The organism is Pseudoalteromonas arctica A 37-1-2 (assembly GCF_000238395.3).
Lineage (GTDB): Bacteria > Pseudomonadota > Gammaproteobacteria > Enterobacterales > Alteromonadaceae > Pseudoalteromonas > Pseudoalteromonas arctica.
On record NZ_CP011025.1, the window covers coordinates 1838467 to 1855736 of the forward strand.

Here is a 17270-nt window from a genome sequence, read left to right on the forward strand (position 1 = left end):
TAGCCAAATCTAAGTTAGTTTAAATTTGAATTAAAGGCTGTGATTAAATTGGGCTACTTACGCTGAAATTCAGAGTTTGTATTCCACGTTGGCCACTGTTCTGTTTCAGAAATATCAAAACCTACCTTATAAAATAATTGTAAGTCTTGAACAGCACCCGATAAATCCCATTCATCACGGTAACGGTCACATGGTTGATGATAACAACCGCGAAGTACTAAGCTCATACGTTTACGGTAATTAGCCGTTTCTTCATCAGCAGCCACTGTGCCGCCACCTGCGTACATGGCCGGAATGCCCATGTTTGCAAATGCAAAGTGATCAGAGCGGTAATAGCCACCCGATGATGGTTTAGGATCACCTGATATTGTTCTGCCTTGCTCTTTAGCCGCAGTTTCTAAAAACTCATCCATTTGTGATTTACCAATACCAACCACATTCATGTCTTTTACTTTGCCTAATAAATTTAAGCTATCCATGTTTATGTTAGCGACTGTTTTATTCGCTGCAATCACTGGATTTGCCGCATAGTATTTAGAACCTAATAAGCCTTGCTCTTCAGCAGTTACCGCTAAAAATGTCATTGAGCGGCTAGAGTGCTTTGGTAATTTAGTAAAGGCTTCAGCTACTTCAATTAGCCCAGCGGTACCCGTTGCATTGTCGTGAGCACCGTTATAAATTTGATCACCTTTACGTGTTTTGTCTGTACCTAAGTGATCCCAATGAGCCGAGTAAATAACATGCTCATCTGGTTGCTCGCTTCCTGGTAACGTAGCGATAAAGTTATACGACACCGATTTTTTAATCGTGTTTTTAATACTAACAGAAGCAGTTAAATCGCCCATATCAACATGGTAAGCACCTTTAGCAGCATTCGTTTTAACGGTATCAAAATCTAAACCTGCTTTAGTAAAAAGCTCTTTTGCTACGTCAGTTGTAACCCAGCCTTCAACAGCTACGCGGTCCATGTTGTTGTTTTCTTTTTGAAAACCAAATTGCTCGCCGCTCCACGAGTTTTCAACTACTGACCACGGGTAAGATGCAGGTGCTGTTTCATGAATAATAATTGCGCCAGCTGCACCTTGTCGACTTGCTTCTTCGTATTTGTATGTCCAACGCCCATAATAGGTCATCGCGTCGCCAGTAAATAAAGCAGGGTCTTTTGTTGCAAAACCCGGATCGTTAACCAGCATTACAACCGTTTTGCCCTTAACGTCTAAGCCTTCGTAATCATTCCAATTGTATTCAGGTGCATTAACGCCGTAGCCCACAAATACAAGTTCAGAATTTTCTATGGCTTCTTGTGCGCTTATGCGGCTGCTACCCATAACCATGTCTTTTTTGTATTGGTAGTCTTTACCGCCAATACTAAGCACCATGTTCGAATCTGCTTCTAAAGAAACTAATGGCACTTCTTGTAAGTAACTGTCGCCATTACCTGGTTTTAAACCTAAAGCTTTAAACTGCGCAGTTAAATAATCAAGCGTTAGCTTTTCGCCTGGTGATGAAGGAGCACGACCACCAAATTCGTCTGATGCGAGTACTTTCACATGTTTAGCCAGTTCATCAGCTTGAATACTGTTATATCCATTTGTTACATCAGTAGGGGTAATACTTGTTGTTGCGCAACCAGCTAAAACAGCCGTAGCGAGGAGTGTGAGAGAGAAATAATGTTTCATGTCAGCTCTTTTTTGTTTTAAGTTGTGATTAGTATATTAACTTCTATTAAGCAGAACCAGTTTTTGCGGTAAACTTCTCGTAAATTATAGGCATAAATTGTTAAAGGTTTAAATGAAGCGTTTTACTCCCCCCGAGCAGTGGCAAGTCAGTAGTTTAGAAACAGGTGCATTTGCGCATTTACGTGAGCTATTTAAAGTTAACGAACTAACAGATTGGCCGGCGCCGCAGTGGTTTTCTCCATTTTTAACCGCTATAAATGAGAATAATATTCCTATTACTTTTGAAGATGATGCAAAGGTAGACTTTGGCGATCGGTATTACGAGCAAGTAATTTTTGAAACGGGTGTTGTGCCTACACGCAGTGAAAATTGGCATGACTTATTTGGTGGGTTTATATGGTGTTTATTTCCAAAAACCAAAGCGTTAATAAACCATAGACATGTGCAAGATATAGCTGAGCATGGACTGCAACAGCGTACTAAACATCGTAATGCACTAACGCTTTTTGATGAATGTGGCGTTGTATTAGCTATAAGTGAAAGTAAATGGCAGCAGTGGCTTTGCGATCACCAATGGAAAACTGCATTTGTTGAACACAAACATGAGTGGGGTAAAACAATAAAACCTTTTATGTTTGGTCATGCTAATTATGAAATGCTAACAAAGCCTTATATAGGTTTAACGGGTAAAGCGTTATTTGTTTGTGTACCTAATGAAATATTTTGTAAAGATTTAGTAACTCAATACCAGTACCTTGACCAAGCCCTTTATGAGATGATTAATACAGATAACTGCTTGGCCGATAACAAAAAGCTTTCACCACTGCCTTTACTAGGTGTGCCTGGCTGGCATGACGAAAACAAAGACGACTCATTTTACAACAATACAGATTATTTTAGAGCGAAACGAAGGATGCGAACATGATAGAAGTTGCTGGGCTTAAAAAGAAATTTAAGCTAACTAAAGATCACAAAAAAAATAAAATAGACGACATCGACCCTCGTGAAGATAAAGATTACTTTCACTCAGTACGAGATGTGAGTTTTAGCTGCGCAAAAGGTGAAGTACTTGGGTTGCTAGGCCCAAATGGTGCGGGTAAAACGACTACACTTAGAATGATTTCAACCGCGTTAAAGCCCGATGAAGGCTCAATAACAATTGCCGGAAACGACATTGTAAAAAAACCGCTACTGGGACGTAAGTCTATCGGTTTTTTATCGGGCTCTACCGGTTTGTATGGCCGCTTAACTGTAAAAGAAAACATAGAGTATTTTGCAAAGCTCCACGGTATGAGCAAAAGCGATATTGCATCGCGTTGTGATGAGCTATTTACATTGCTTGATATGCATAAGTTTGTAGATAAACGCGCAGAAAACCTATCAACAGGTATGAAGCAAAAAGCAAATATAGCGCGTGCTGTTGTGCATCGCCCAGCAGTTGTTGTGCTTGATGAGCCAACAACGGGTCTCGATATAATGACCACGCAAACCGTTATTCAATTTATTAAGGGTTTAAAGGCGCAAGGTACACCTGTTATTTTTTCGACCCATCATTTAGATGAAGTTGCACTTTTATGTGACCGAGTCGCTGTAATTAACGAAGGTATTAGCTGCTTTGATGGAACAGTAGATGAATTTAAACAAGCAGGTAATAGTGATGAGCTTAATCAAGCGTTTATGAATATATTAACGGAGAAACATGATGTTTGAAGTATTTAAAAAGGAATTAAGAGAACTCCTTCGCGATAAAAAAACGCTACTGTTTGTTGTAGCGCTACCGGTCTTTATATTTCCTGTGATATTTGGGGTTTTAGGTTATTTTATGGCTCAAGCACATTTAAGTGCAGAGCAAGAAGTTCATAGTTATTCAATCATTGGTGAGGAGTATGCTACAGGATTTAGCGAGTCAGTCTTTTATCACAAAAACTTTAATTTAAATAAGGATATAAAAACAAATACCAAAGAAGAGTTAGAAAAAGCTGTTAAAAATGAGTTGATTGATTTAGGTATTTATATAGAAAGTAAGCCAATAATTGATGGGAAAACTAAAAGTATAATTAAAATTGAAGTTGTTTTTAATAATTCAAGCAGAGTTAATTATATAACAGAGAAAATCAATAAAATATTTTCTGACTACAAAGTATTAATCCAATATAAAAATTTAAAAGAATTAGGGATTACTAAACATCAAGAGCAAGATTTTGTATTATCACCAATAGAACTAGAGTTAATTGACTCATCAAATGCAAGAGAAAGTTTCGGTGAGAAAATAGGAGTGTTATTACCATATTTGTTGATACCTATTGTTCTTACAGGTGCAAGTTATCCCGCAATTGATTTAGGTGCAGGAGAAAAGGAAAGAGGGACTTTAGAGACACTACTACTTACACCCATAACTAGAACTCAATTAGTTATGGGTAAATTTATAACTATATTAACTGCTTCGTTAGCAACATCCCTAATCACAGTATTAAGTTTGGGAAGTTGGATGTATATAGCAAAACAATTTATTTCTATATCTTTTATAACAGATGCAATAGAGTTAATTGGCACCGTTGATTTGATATTAATATTACTTTTATTAATACCATTAGCTTGTATATTTTCTAGTTTAGTTTTAGCGATTTCAATTTATGCAAAAACTTTTAAAGAAGCTCAAAATTATATGGGGCCTCTTTCAATGCTTACATTTTTCCCCCTCGCAATTTCAATGATGCCTAATATGGAACTAAACGTTAAAACGTCACTTATACCAATAGTGAACATATCATTAGCTATTAGAGAGTTGCTAAAAGGAACTGTTGAGTATAATCATGTTTACTTGATTATAGGATCTACAAGTATCATTGCAATTATATCGATTCTTTTTTGCGTGAAGTGGTTTAATAAAGAAGAGGTGTTATTTAGATAGAGCTTAATGCACTAAATTATTTTTAGTGCATTAAAATTATTAATATGAGCTTATTTCTACTCTTCTATTTTTAGAGTCATCAGATGTTATTGGTAATAAGCTACCCATCGCCTCAATTTTAATGTTTGATCTATTAATTCCATTATTTATAAGATAATCAGCTACTGCTTTGGCTCTTTTTAATGAAAGTTGCATATTAAGATCATAATTTCCTGAATTATCAGTATGACCTGTTATAAAAATATTTGTTTCATCGCTACTATTATTAATAATAGACTTTAAATTCTTGTAGTAAGACTTTTCAATTTTATGTGAATTCAAATTAAAGTAGACATTTTTAAATTGATTATCATATTTATTTAAAGCTATATCTTCTTTAGCATCATTCATTTTTCTTACAAACAAAAATGAATTATCTTCATATGAAGATAAATGTATGAGCTGAAAGTCATTTCCTTTCTTAAATATAGCAACTCTCTGCTTACTTTTATCACTAATGAAATTTATTGAATTTATATCGTTTGCTAACTTAATCGAGTTCCCACACTCTAAAAATGAACATTCCTTTACCAAGATATAATCTTGTGACATTAGGTATTTATAAACCTTTACAAATTTATCAGATGCATTCGTATATTTATTGAATTCAAAGTTCTTAAAATTAGAGGATGAAGCTATCATTGCTCTATTATCTACAATAAAGCTTTCTTGATTATCGAAATCAGATTCAATAGTCGATCTATTGTTATCTTCGATTAGCCCCATCGAAGCATTACAGTACAGAGTATTGAGGGAGGAGGTAAAAAGTATAGGTAAAATGTATTTTTTTTTCATGAGTAACATCCATATTTTTTGTTTAAATTAACATTATATAAAACTAGTTGCAACTTGAGGTACATTTTATTAAAGTCACTGACTGATGTATAGGGGCTAAGGGAATAAAGCAAATGTTAGCAGTTAAAAGCACAGAAGGTATAACTGATAGACTTGAAAATTCGGGGATAGAATACAAAATAATAAAATCGAGTGAAGCAGAAATCTTAGGTGAACTTCTGGAGGGCGTTTTAGTCTTGATTGATTTACCTGCTGATTTAGATTTTGAATATCAACTTTTAAACAAGAAAGCTTCTGGTGTCTTATGGTTATCAACTGAAAATATGGATATTCAGGAGGTAATAGAAACCATAAACAGCGGCGGAAAGTGGTTTAGTCGTGTAACCTTAACTAGAAAAATAAACGAATCTTTAAACAAAGGCAACAGCAGAACATTTATTAATTCTTTTGGCTTTACTAAAAGAGAAAAACAAATATTTGAACAAATAAAGTTAGGCCTAAGTAATAAAGAAATAGCTAGAAATAAATGCATTTCTGAAGCAACAGTAAAGTCGCATGTAAAAAATATTTTATCGAAAACTAATACAAAAAATAGAACTTCATTGTTAATTCAGTTATCAAAGTGAAAAATCATCCTATGGGATGGTTTTTTTGTTAAGAAAAAGATACTAACATTCTATTTCGATTAATATACAAGGAGTAAACAATGAAAATGAATAAAAAACAACAAGGGCAAGGAATGACTGAATATATCATCATTGTTGCTCTTATTGCTGTTTCTGCAATCGGTGTATATAGTTTTTTTGGTAAAACTATACGAAACCAAGTTTCAGCAATTGCCTCAGAGGTTTCTGGGCAAGACTCAGCAGCTAAAATTCAAGCAGCGAAAAAATCTGCTGATGATGCTGCAACTAACGCTGATAAAGATTACAACCTAGGTAATTTTGATGAAGGTGGTAATAAAGCCGCTTCAGGCAGTTCAGGCGGCAGTTAATAAATACCTATGGAGCATAAAATGTTAAAAAAACAGCATTTAGGCCAAGGTACTACTGAGTACATAATAATTGTTGCACTTATTGCTGTATCAGCGATTGGTGTATACAGTTTTTTTGGGAAAACAGTGCGTAATCAAGTTGCCGCGCTGGCAACTGAAGTTGCGGGAAATGACTCGAGTGCACAAATTGCAAATGCTAAAGCGGCTGCTGATAGCGCTGCTATAACTGCCGATAAAGATTACAATCTTGGTAATTATAACGAAGGCGCAAATAATGCTGCCGGGGAAAGTGGTGGTTCTAGTGGTGGATCGGAAGTAGTGGATTAGAGTATCGAGTGCTAGTAACTTTATTGTTACTAGCACTCAAAATGGATGTTATATATGCGTAAGGAAAATGGACAATCTTTAATTATAGGTACTGTGTTTTTAGCTAGTATAGTCATGTCTTTACTGTACCTTTTTAATATCTCGCAACAAAACCTAAATAAAACAAAATTACAAAACTCAGCTGATGCCACTGTTATAAGTGGTGCACAGTTGCTTGCCAGAGATTTAAATTTCAAAGCTTACACCAACCGTGCAATGGTTGCTAATCATGTAGCTGTTGCTCAATATGTTGGTTTATCATCTTGGGGGAACTTTGCAGAGGAGACTGGTGAAAATATTTCTGACGTTACAGCAGCCATACCTATTGTAGGGCAAGTAGCTGCAGGTGTTCGCTCTGTACTAGCATATATGAATGCGATCATCCAGCCAGCGATGACTGGAGCCGTAGTTTTGACTGATTTTGCAAATTCAGGTTTATCTGCTTCTCAATCTATAATGAATACTGCAACAACATTTGGTTTTGTAGAAACTTCATATAATATCTTAGAGAAAAATGACCCCTCAGCTTATGTGTCACTTGCTTCGGCAGTAAATGTTGGTGATTTTATTTATTCTGATTGGAGCGACTTTCAAGGACAGTTCGATAGAAATGACAGAACGGGAAGATATGATGAGCATTTTAAGCTTATAACAAATTCTGTTGATCCATTTACTGATAATCGAAGCTTTAACTGGGATATATTCCCTTTTGAATTTAACCTTATTTTTGCTGGCCTCCCAACAAAATTGAAAACAAAGCAAACAGGTGGTACTGAACTTTTTAAAAATGGAAGTTCAGCTGAAGTTTGGAGCGCAATGGATACACTTGGTTTCCATCTGGAGATTTTTAGTTGCAAACTATGGAGTGGCTGTAAATGGCGCGGGGGGGAAACTCCTACCGGTTGGGGGGCTAGTCATGCTGGAAGTGACAAAGATACTAGAAAGTACACGAATAAAAATTATTATGGGAAATCTCGTAAAATCAACAAAAAGTCTTCTAAATGGGCTTATAGAAATGAGTCAGATATAAATAGTGCATACTCGGGTTTGCAGAGCTTCTACGATATTAAATCAACGGATAGTAAAAATGTCGCGCCTATGGTAACTCTGGTTGTTTCTAAAGATTTTAGTGATATTAGGACATCTCAGAGCCTTAAAGTTGGTACAGAAAATAAAGAAAATACTAAAGTTATAGATATAGATTTAGAAGAAAAAAGAGTTAATTCATCGGACAAAATTACAGTAATGAGTAAAGCAAAAATATACTATTTTAGAGATAGTGGAATGTGGGGGAGATCGGATTCTAAATGGGAGTATGGGAATTTATATAATCCCTATTGGCAGGTAACTCTTAACGACACTTCTAAAGATGAAAGACGTCTTTTTAGTGCACTAGCTATGGCACTGTGAGAAATTATGAATAAGAACTCTGGTCAAGCACTTATAGAAATGATTGTTTTTGTAACTTTTGTTATTGCTCCAATGATGTTGCTAGTTCCTTATTTTAGTAAAATTATAGAAACACAACATTATGCAAATATGTCGTCAAGATATATAGCTTGGGAAAGAACTGTATGGCTTGAGAATAAACCAGGTAATTGGTCTGGAGATGATTCTTCATTAGCTATTAAAAATACTTCTCAGGTTGTGAGTGACGTCCCTTGGAGAATATTTAAAGGTCATGACAGTGTTATTACTTCATTACAACCATCTGATTCTAAATGGAATGATAGTAATACAGCTCAGTTTCTTAATTTTAATCAAGCTAGCCAGACAGATTCTGAGTTTTTGTTAGCACCCTTTAACCCGACTGAAGAAGACGATACTCTTCATAATTATTTTAGTAATGATCTAAAAAATAATAATGTACCAGGTACTATAGCTTCAGCTATTTCAATGGCATTCAAAGTTCTCGAAATTGGCGGTTTAGATCTAGAGCAAAAGGGGTTTTACCACGCTAACTTTTCTACACAAGTAACTAGCCATAAACTTCTTGAGTTTATTAATGAAGATATTGATAAAGAGCCTGAGAATGAAAATGCTGAAAGTGAAAATAAAAGACCTCATCAATTCGAATTCCCTATAACCTCTGATTCATATATTTTAGCCTCAGGTTGGAATGTAGGAGGTCAATCACATAATGAAAATAGAGTTAGATCTCTAGTCCCTTCAAATCTCTTTAATATCGGTGTTTTAGACTCATTGCGTGATGCTGTTTCAGAAATACCTATTATGGAAAAGCTTAACTCAAATTCTTTGAAATTCGGTCATATCGAAATAGAAGAGCTACCAACTTCTAGAAAAGGAAATAACATTGATGGGAGTGATAAATGAATAAATATTTGATTAAACTATTAACTGTCTTATTTTTATTGAGCTTTGGAGTTAATGCGCAGGTTAATTTTCCTGTTGATTCCTCTGTTCAGATTGTATCTGATGGGATGATAGTTGACGGCGTAAAAATGCAAGCTTGGGACTTTAAAAGTAAAAGAAACCTTGAGTTTAATTTAAACTTTTTTAAAAATGAATGGGAAGATGAAAGTAAAAAATATACATATGTACAATATGACGGGTGGGATATTATAAATGCCGTAATTGATGATGTGATATATACAGCTAAACTTAAATCGGCTGGTAAAAACTTATCTTATGGATTTGTAGCCACTTCTTCAAAATTGGATGGAAAGCTAAGTAGTTTGAATAAAGAAATAAAAGATTTTCCACAACCAAGTAGCACACAATTATTAAGAGAAATTAAATCAATAGATGGCTCAAAAAAGTCGAGTACGATGATTTTAACTAACAGGTTATCAGTAATAAAAAATTTAGATTTTTATTCTACGTATTTTAAAAAGTATAATTGGACAATTAATAAATCAATGTTTAGTAAAAATAAAAAGAAAGGTGCTTTTTTGGCAAGTAATGGCCCAAGTAATGTGAGCATTACTTTTGACAGCAGAGCCAATAATACTTTTATTACTGCGGTACGTGTAGATGTTGAATAATAAATTAAAAGGGCAAGCAAGTGTTGAGTATTTGGTTATTTCAATTGGTTTAGTTTTAGCTTTACTTTTGCCAGTCCCTGATAGTGAGTTAACAGACAACAATTGGCTAGAAAAATATAAAGGAAAAAATATAATGGAAATATTGTCTGATAAATTAAAAAAATCTTATAGTGACTATAGCTATGCAAAATCTTTACCGCCACTTCCGGATGATCTTTAAAGCCTTAGTAACAAGGAAGAATAATGAAAATTAAAAATATGTTTGACAAGAACTGGGTACTCCTTTTCGTTTCTATTATTTTAGGTGTTTTTGCAGCCTGGTCAATAGGAAGGTATATGGAATCAAAAGAAGATGAAATGAGAGTTTTATACAGTCGTGATGATGTGATTAAAGTTCCTGTCGTGGTTGTAACTAAACCACTGTCAAAAGGAGCTGTTATTGACAAAACAATGGTTGCAGTAAGAAAAATACCATCGGATTATTTACCCGCAGGTTATTTAAGCCCTCAAGAGTTCGGAGACGTTGAAGGACAAATGTTGTTAGAAAACTTACAAACAGGGCAAGCTTTATTAAAGTCTTACTTACCGGGTAAAGGCTTTGCACAGTTTTCTGATATGTTAAAAGATGGCAGAAGAGCTGTGACAATTCAGATAGATGAAAACAATTCTAATTCAGGCATGTTAGTTGCTGGAGATAAAGTTGATCTATACCTATTATCTGAAAAAACAAAAGGTAAGCCCCAACTAGATTTGCTTATAGAAAAGGTAAATGTATTAGCTACAGGCAAAATAACAGCCGCAGAAAATAAAGAGCTTGTTAATGAGATTTATAGAGATCCTAGCAATTATAGCACCGTAACATTAGATGTTACTTTATTAAATGCAGGGCGAGTTAGCTTGGCGAAAGAACACGGTAAGTTTGTGGCCTTATTACGCAATAGAAAAGATGAGCAGCAAGTGCTAGCTAAAAATATTGATTCTTCTTCTTTGTTCTCTGCAAGCAAAAAACAAAGAGAAGTAGAAATTATAGTTGGTGGTTCTGGTACATCTATACAAACTGTAAGTGGAAATATCGTAATTAATAAAACAAGTTATGCAGATAAAAATAATAACAATAATTTATAAGTTGTAAGGGAATACACAAATGAAAAGTAGTATCAAACTAATTATATTTTTAACTCTTATTTTCACTTTTCAAGTTTTTGCTGAGATATCTACAAATATTCAGATGAAGGTAGGCACACTTGATTTATTACCAATAGATAATGTAACTAGGATAGCGGTCGCCCAGCAAGGGATTGTGAGTGCTAAAGTTATTGATAATGAAAGTGTTCTATTAATCGCAGAAGGCCCAGGTGAAACACAACTACAAATTTGGGATCTTAATAACAATAGTATTAAATTAGATGTAGCGGTTAATTCTTTCGATACATCGGGTTTAACTAATCGTGTTAAAACTTTAATTGCAGATATCCCTTCTCTGTCAGTTCGCCAAGTAGGGGGGCTAGTTGTATTAGAAGGCACAGTTGATTCGAAAGTTTTTGCTAAAGCGAATAGCATAGCAAAAATCCTACCTAATGTGACGTCTCTAGTAACTAATAAAGAAATAGAAGTCAAAAGTATGATACGCATGGATGTCAGTATCGTTGAAATTGGTAAGAAGACTCTTAAAAACATTGGTGTTAAATGGGGAACTAGTGCTGGAGGACCATCATTTGGTGCTGTCAGTAATTGGACTAACAATGACTTGTTTTCGGTTTATAGCCCTTCTACAGTTGGAGACTCAATTATGGGTCAAATAGGTGAAGCAGCTATTGGGTCTAATAGTTTTTCTCATTTTGGAATTGTTACTGGCTTAAGTTCTCAAATACAATTGTTATCGGAACAAGGTGATGCTCGTATGTTAGCGCAGCCTACACTAAGTACGCGTAGTGGAGAAAAAGCGCGCTTTTTAGCGGGTGGTGAAGTTCCTATTCCATTACTATCTGCTGATGGCGCTCCTAGCGTTGAGTTTAAAGAGTATGGTATTAAATTAGAAATAGAGCCAACTGCGGATGAACAAGGCAATATTGTATCTTATGTTAGTGCTGAGGTTAGCTCTGTTGATGCATCAGTTCAAGTGAATGGAATACCAGGCTTTAAAACAAGAGAAACTGAATCTGTAGTGAATGTAAGAGATGGAGATACTATTGTCATATCTGGATTGGTTTCAAGTGAAATGTCGAAATCGATTAGTAAAGTTCCTCTACTAGGGTCTATTCCCATTCTTGGAGAATTATTTAAATCTAGAGATTTTGCTGATGATAAAACAGAGCTTGTAATACTGGTTACACCTCACGTAGTTCCTATTGAAGGTAAGTTACATCAAGAACGCTTACAGCGTGCCAAAGAAATGATCGAAGAAGCAGATAAATTAAAAGCTTTTTATATTTTAGATTAAGGAACGTTGATGTTTGATGTAATAGTAACTACAGCCAAAGGTACATCTGTCGGGCGTATAAAATGCAACGAAAAAACATGCACGATAGGTAAAGATAAGCAACATATTGTCAGTTTGCACGGTTTTAAAGTTTCAAAAGAACATGCAAAGTTATATTTGAATGACGATGGAATATATTTAGAAGATAGAGCTAGCCGAACTGGCACTCAGTTAAATGGTAGCAAAATAGAATCGGCTGGTCCTCTAAAACCAACAGACGTAATAGAAATTGGTGGCTATCATATTCGTGTTGAATTAGGTGATGGTTTTGATTCAACAAAAAATGCGACTGAAGCTTCTCATTCAAAAGAAGAAGCTAAGGTACAAAGAAATATTGAACCTGACTTCTCACCGATCCAAGAAACTTCACTAGAAACCAAAAGTGAAACCGTTCTAAATGATGATAATGCAACTCGACTTAGAATAAAGCAACGAAATGCATTGAGAAAAGAGGTACATAGAGAGCTCATTAAACAAATAGATTTACGCCGAGTAAATGTATCTGAAATGAGCGATGAGGAACTTAGAAAGCAAAGTAAAAGCTTAATAGAGTCAATAGTATTTAAATTACAAATACCAGTAAATATTGATTATGAAGAGCTATGTAAAGAAGTTTTAGACGAGACTGTTGGTTTAGGTCCCTTAGAAAATATTGTAAATGACCCAGATGTTTCTGAAATTATGGTTAACTCTCACGATGAGATTTTTTATGAAAAAGCGGGGAAGCTTTATCTTTCTGACATAGCTTTTACTGATGATCAAGCCGTATTAAGTGCAATTGAAAGAATTGTAACGCCATTAGGGCGTCGAATTGATGAAAGTCAACCAATGGTAGATGCACGGCTGAAAGATGGCTCACGTGTTAATGCAATAATACCTCCGTTAGCTCTAAAGGGCCCATGTATTACCATACGTAAATTTATGGCTAAAAAACTAGAGGCAGAAGACCTTGTTAATTTCGGTTCAATGTCCCCAGCTATGGTCAAGTTTTTACGAATGACTGTTGTTAATAAGCGTAATGTTGTTATTTCTGGTGGTACCGGTTCTGGTAAAACAACTTTACTCAATGTTTTATCAAACTTTATACCTGATGACGAAAGAATTATTACTGTTGAGGATGCTGCTGAGCTTAAACTTTATCAGCCTAACCTTGTATCTCTTGAAGCTAGACCAGCAAATCAGGAAGGTAAAGGAGGTGTCGAAATTAGGGATCTTGTTAAAAACTGTTTACGAATGAGGCCTGATAGAATAGTTGTTGGTGAGTGTCGTGGTGGTGAAGCACTTGACATGCTTCAAGCTATGAATACGGGACATGATGGTTCTTTAACGACCGCTCATGCTAATACTCCTCGTGACTGTATATCACGTTTAGAAGTTATGGTTATGATGGCAGGGATGGACTTACCAATCCAAGCTATAAGAGAGCAAATTGGCTCGGCTGTTAATATGATAGTACAGCAATCTCGTTTTAGTGATGGCTCTCGAAGAGTGACATCCATTTGTGAAGTTACGGGAATCGAGAGTAATGTTTTACAGTTAGCAGAAATTTTTAAGTTTAAACAAACTGGTTATAGTAAAGATGGCAAAGTGCTGGGGGATTATTTACCAACAGGTATGATACCTGAGTTTTACGAAAAACTCCGTGAAAGAGGTATTGATATTGATTTAGGCATTTTCAAAGTGAGTAATGACAATGAGTAGCCTAATGATAATGGTAATTGTAGGAATTACAGTTTCTTTATTGGTTTATGGCGGTAATTACATCTCGAGAGACTTAGCAGAGAAATACAGAGATACATTTACGCACACAGCTAAACGAAACCTTTCTGACATGTTTTTGTTTATAGAACCGCAAAAGTTATTTATCGCAAATATTATTGGCATGGTGGTCTTCTTCTTATTTATTTGGTCATATACCGGTGCTGTTGTATTGGCAATAATATTAGTGACTATAGTTGCTTTTTTACCTCCATATTTTTACAAGTATCTTCAAAATCGAAGAAAAAAACTATTTATTAAACAGTTACCAGATGCTTTAAATATGATTTGTGCATCGATGCGTTCGGGTTCTAGTTTAACTAACGCAATTGAGGCCATGGTACAAGAGCAAGATGCTCCATTGAGTCAGGAGTTTTCATTATTTTTAAGAGAGCAAAGACTCGGAGTCGACTTTAATGATGGTTTAAGCAATATGCTTGAACGTATTCCTGAGCTTGACTTTAAGCTTGTAGTATCTGGTATGCAAATATCAAAAGAGATAGGCGGTAACTTGGCCGAAACACTAGAACGGTTATCAGATACCCTTAGACGTAAATTAGAAATGGAAGGGAAAATAGATGCCCTCACCGGGCAGGGGAAAATGCAGGGTATAGTGATGACTGCATTGCCTCTATTCATTGGGTTTATTCTATACCACATGGAACCAACTCATATGATGAGATTGTTTACTGAACCAATGGGATGGGCAGTATGTGCTATAACAGCAATCATGTTATATGTAGGTTACACATTTATTCGTAAAATTGTGAATATAGATGTATAGGGAGATTTAACATGATAACTATAACAATAATTGCTGGTTTTTCTTTGTGTATATTTTTTTATAGCGCTTATAAAATTAAAGCTTCATTGCCTACCGATTCACGAGATTTTATGGATCCGTTACCTCCTTCACTAAAGCTTATTTGGCCATTTGTCAAGCTGGTTGCGTACTATTTAGGCGAAAGGCTTTCAATAGAATATTTAGAAAAAACGGGCAAAAAACTTCAAATATCAGGTGTTTCTTACATTCTTACCGCTGAAGAATATTTTGGTGTAAGAGTTGTATCTTCGATTGGTTGTACGCTATTTGTTTTATTAATTAGTGTATTACTGGAATCTATGGATTTTATGTACTTATTTTATGGTTGTTTATTTGGGTATTTTTTACCTTTGTTGACACTAAATGATCTTAAGAAAAAAAGGCAATTAGCCATTGTTAAATCTTTACCTGTATACCTAGATTTTATAACTATGTCGGTAGAAGCGGGACTAAATTTAACAGGCGGGTTAAGTCAGGCTGTTGATAAAGGCCCTGAAGGTCCATTAAAAGTTGAATTTGGAAAAGTTTTACGTGATCTTCGAGCCGGCGTTAATAAAATCGATGCATTTAGAGCTATGGCTGACAGAGTTCAAACGTCTGAAGTTAATAGTTTGGTTAGCTCATTAGCACAAGCAGAACGGACCGGTGCTAGTTTAGGTGCAACGTTAAAGGTTCAGTCAGATCAAAGGCGAGTAGAGCGCTTCCAACGAGCTGAAAAAAAGGCATTAGAAGCTCCAGTTAAATTAGTTTTCCCACTCATAATGTTTATATTTCCGGTTACATTTATGATTCTTTTCTTCCCTATAGTTATGAAATTTATGTACGATTTATAACCATGAAATATTTAACCTTAGTAACTATAAATTCAAAATTCAATATTATGTATGCAAATACCTGGTTTCTTAGATTAAGAGGTTTACTTGGAAGAGAGTTAAAAATAAATGAGGGTATGTTAATTGAACCTTGCAATTCAGTTCATACACTGTGGATGAAATATGATTTGGATATTATTTATATAAATAAAAACAATCAAATAGTTAAAATAATAAAAAAATTAAAACCTTGGAAATTAAGCGTGTGTAACGCTGCATTTAAAACACTAGAGTTACCTGCAGACACTGTGGATTACATAGGTTTAAAAGTTGGTGATTTTTTAGAGTTTGAAAAGGAAGAATTTAAATGAACAAAATATGCTTATTAATCGTTATTATTTTTTTTACAGGATGCAGCTCTTCTAAAAATATTGCAGAAAAAAATAATGTTAATTTAGTTGAGTTAGAAAATAGTGCTGAGTCGGCTTATATGGCAGGCCACTTAGATATGGCGGAAGGGCTATATAGGAAGCTGCTTAAAAATAAAGATAATTATGCACCAGCTTGGTTTCGTTTAGGAAATATATATACACGCAGTGGCCGCTTAGATGCTGGTGTAAGTGCTTATCAGCGTTGTTTGCAACTTGATCAGCAACATACTAAAGCCTGGTATAACTTAGCAATTACACGTATGCGTCAATCTACGGATATTTTAATTGAAGCTCAAAAGCATGTTGATCCAAATTCTAAAGCAAAAAAACAAATGGATGACTTGTTTTTAGAATTAATGCGATTACAAACAGGACAAAGTAAAGCAGGGACGTAAGTTATGCATTTTTCTAGAAAATTAGGCCGCTCCCAAAAAGGACAATCAATGATTGAGTTTTCAATTACTTTGCCTTTTTTAGCACCTTTAGTTTTAATATTAATTATGTTGCTAATTCAGTGGCTACTTATATATAAAGATAAAGTGACTTTAAATGCCGCTTCATTTGAAGCTGTGAGGGCAGGAGCATTAAATCACGGTGATATGGGCAAAATGAAAGATGCACTTGCCCAAGGCATGATGCCATTGTTTATGTCTGATTCGGGCGGAGACCCTAATGCACTTGATTTAGCTGCTGCTTATGTAAAAGCGAAAGCTCATGTTGAATTAGCGTCAGAAATAACGGTACTTAACCCTACCTCCGAGGTATTTAATAAGTTCAAGGAGAGAAGAGTTTATAATTCAGGTGTCACTATTGATGAAATACCAAACGACAATCTCATTTATCGAAAACCGACAGTTATAACCATTAACAGTGAAAAAAAATTAAATATACAAGATGCAAATTTATTACAAATTGAAGTTGATTGGTGTAAGCGTCTAGAGGTACCGCTTGCTGATTGGGTCATTGGCAAAGTTTTAACACTTACAGACGTAGATCCAAATCCTCTTTCAAGCAAATTTGTAAACTTTATACCTGATGAAGAACAATTAAAATGCTCCGCATTAGGAGCCGTAACATCATCAGCGGGGGATACAAGCTACAGCGGGTATTACATCACAATTAAATCTTATGCACTGATCCGAATGCAAACACCATATCGGATGTAAAGGAAAGCACCA

General features: G+C 35.1%; 20 protein-coding genes. 18 read left to right on the forward strand and 2 right to left on the reverse strand.

The features are described 5' to 3' along the window. Nucleotides 1-53: 53 nt before the first annotated feature. Nucleotides 54-1679, reverse strand: coding sequence for a M28 family metallopeptidase (locus PARC_RS08230; protein WP_010552686.1), 1626 nt, complete (start codon nucleotides 1677-1679; stop codon nucleotides 54-56). Between the two features lie 112 nt (nucleotides 1680-1791). Between PARC_RS08230 and PARC_RS08235 the strand changes: the two genes are divergently transcribed. From PARC_RS08235 to PARC_RS08245, 3 genes are read left to right on the forward strand one after another with little or no spacing between them, the layout of a single operon-like run. Beyond that, nucleotides 1792-2604: a DUF3025 domain-containing protein gene (locus PARC_RS08235; RefSeq protein WP_010552687.1), complete on the forward strand. Its 813-nt coding sequence runs from the start codon at nucleotides 1792-1794 to the stop codon at nucleotides 2602-2604. Further along, nucleotides 2601-3389, forward strand: a complete 789-nt coding sequence (locus PARC_RS08240; RefSeq protein WP_007586825.1) for an ABC transporter ATP-binding protein — start codon at nucleotides 2601-2603, stop codon at nucleotides 3387-3389. The genes PARC_RS08235 and PARC_RS08240 overlap by 4 nt, the downstream gene beginning before the upstream one ends. Next, nucleotides 3382-4590, forward strand: a complete 1209-nt coding sequence (locus PARC_RS08245) for an ABC transporter permease (protein WP_010552688.1) — start codon at nucleotides 3382-3384, stop codon at nucleotides 4588-4590. Before PARC_RS08240 ends, PARC_RS08245 begins: the two co-directional genes overlap by 8 nt. A 39-nt stretch (nucleotides 4591-4629) precedes the next feature. Here the strand turns inward: PARC_RS08245 and PARC_RS08250 are convergent, their stop codons facing one another. Beyond that, a complete protein-coding gene (locus PARC_RS08250; protein WP_010552689.1) occupies nucleotides 4630-5424 on the reverse strand; it encodes an OmpA family protein in 795 nt (264 codons plus the stop codon). 113 nt (nucleotides 5425-5537) lie between these two features. Here PARC_RS08250 and PARC_RS08255 point away from each other — a divergent pair, with 113 nt between their 5' ends. The 15 genes from PARC_RS08255 (at nucleotide 5538) to PARC_RS08325 (ending at nucleotide 17258) form a co-directional block, all read left to right on the forward strand. Beyond that, the gene (locus PARC_RS08255) at nucleotides 5538-6050 is read left to right on the forward strand and encodes a response regulator transcription factor (RefSeq protein ID WP_010552690.1); all 513 of its coding nucleotides are present in this window, start codon (nucleotides 5538-5540) and stop codon (nucleotides 6048-6050) included. An 86-nt stretch (nucleotides 6051-6136) separates the two neighbouring features. Further along, nucleotides 6137-6418: a Flp family type IVb pilin gene (locus PARC_RS08260; protein ID WP_033013016.1), complete on the forward strand. Its 282-nt coding sequence runs from the start codon at nucleotides 6137-6139 to the stop codon at nucleotides 6416-6418. A 21-nt stretch (nucleotides 6419-6439) separates the two neighbouring features. Beyond that, nucleotides 6440-6745, forward strand: a complete 306-nt coding sequence (locus PARC_RS08265; protein WP_010552692.1) for a Flp family type IVb pilin — start codon at nucleotides 6440-6442, stop codon at nucleotides 6743-6745. 54 nt (nucleotides 6746-6799) lie between these two features. Then, nucleotides 6800-8194, forward strand: a complete 1395-nt coding sequence (locus PARC_RS08270; RefSeq protein ID WP_010552693.1) for a Tad domain-containing protein — start codon at nucleotides 6800-6802, stop codon at nucleotides 8192-8194. A 6-nt stretch (nucleotides 8195-8200) separates the two neighbouring features. Next, entirely contained in the window at nucleotides 8201-9118 is a 918-nt protein-coding gene (locus PARC_RS08275) for a hypothetical protein (protein ID WP_010552694.1), read from the forward strand. Continuing rightward, the gene (locus tag PARC_RS08280; protein WP_010552695.1) at nucleotides 9115-9789 is read left to right on the forward strand and encodes a hypothetical protein; all 675 of its coding nucleotides are present in this window, start codon (nucleotides 9115-9117) and stop codon (nucleotides 9787-9789) included. The genes PARC_RS08275 and PARC_RS08280 overlap by 4 nt, the downstream gene beginning before the upstream one ends. Next, entirely contained in the window at nucleotides 9779-10009 is a 231-nt protein-coding gene (locus tag PARC_RS08285) for a hypothetical protein (protein WP_010552696.1), read from the forward strand. Before PARC_RS08280 ends, PARC_RS08285 begins: the two co-directional genes overlap by 11 nt. Nucleotides 10010-10032: 23 nt before the next feature. Further along, nucleotides 10033-10914: a Flp pilus assembly protein CpaB gene (gene cpaB / locus PARC_RS08290; protein WP_010552697.1), complete on the forward strand. Its 882-nt coding sequence runs from the start codon at nucleotides 10033-10035 to the stop codon at nucleotides 10912-10914. Nucleotides 10915-10933: 19 nt separating this feature from the next. Next, entirely contained in the window at nucleotides 10934-12229 is a 1296-nt protein-coding gene (locus PARC_RS08295; protein WP_010552698.1) for a type II and III secretion system protein family protein, read from the forward strand. Nucleotides 12230-12238: 9 nt separating this feature from the next. Continuing rightward, nucleotides 12239-13969, forward strand: coding sequence for a TadA family conjugal transfer-associated ATPase (locus PARC_RS08300; RefSeq protein WP_010552699.1), 1731 nt, complete (start codon nucleotides 12239-12241; stop codon nucleotides 13967-13969). Between the two features lie 4 nt (nucleotides 13970-13973). Beyond that, a complete protein-coding gene (locus PARC_RS08305) occupies nucleotides 13974-14810 on the forward strand; it encodes a type II secretion system F family protein (RefSeq protein WP_231616298.1) in 837 nt (278 codons plus the stop codon). 11 nt (nucleotides 14811-14821) lie between these two features. Then, on the forward strand, nucleotides 14822-15682 hold the full coding sequence (locus PARC_RS08310) for a type II secretion system F family protein (RefSeq protein ID WP_010552701.1): 861 nt from the start codon (nucleotides 14822-14824) through the stop codon (nucleotides 15680-15682). A gap of 2 nt (nucleotides 15683-15684) precedes the next feature. Beyond that, nucleotides 15685-16032 (forward strand): DUF192 domain-containing protein, encoded by a 348-nt coding sequence (locus PARC_RS08315; RefSeq protein WP_010552702.1) that lies wholly within the window; start codon nucleotides 15685-15687, stop codon nucleotides 16030-16032. Then, on the forward strand, nucleotides 16029-16487 hold the full coding sequence (locus PARC_RS08320; RefSeq protein WP_010552703.1) for a tetratricopeptide repeat protein: 459 nt from the start codon (nucleotides 16029-16031) through the stop codon (nucleotides 16485-16487). The genes PARC_RS08315 and PARC_RS08320 overlap by 4 nt, the downstream gene beginning before the upstream one ends. A gap of 48 nt (nucleotides 16488-16535) precedes the next feature. Beyond that, complete coding sequence (locus tag PARC_RS08325; RefSeq protein WP_010552704.1) at nucleotides 16536-17258, forward strand: hypothetical protein; 723 nt, start codon at nucleotides 16536-16538, stop codon at nucleotides 17256-17258. Nucleotides 17259-17270 lie beyond the last annotated feature (12 nt).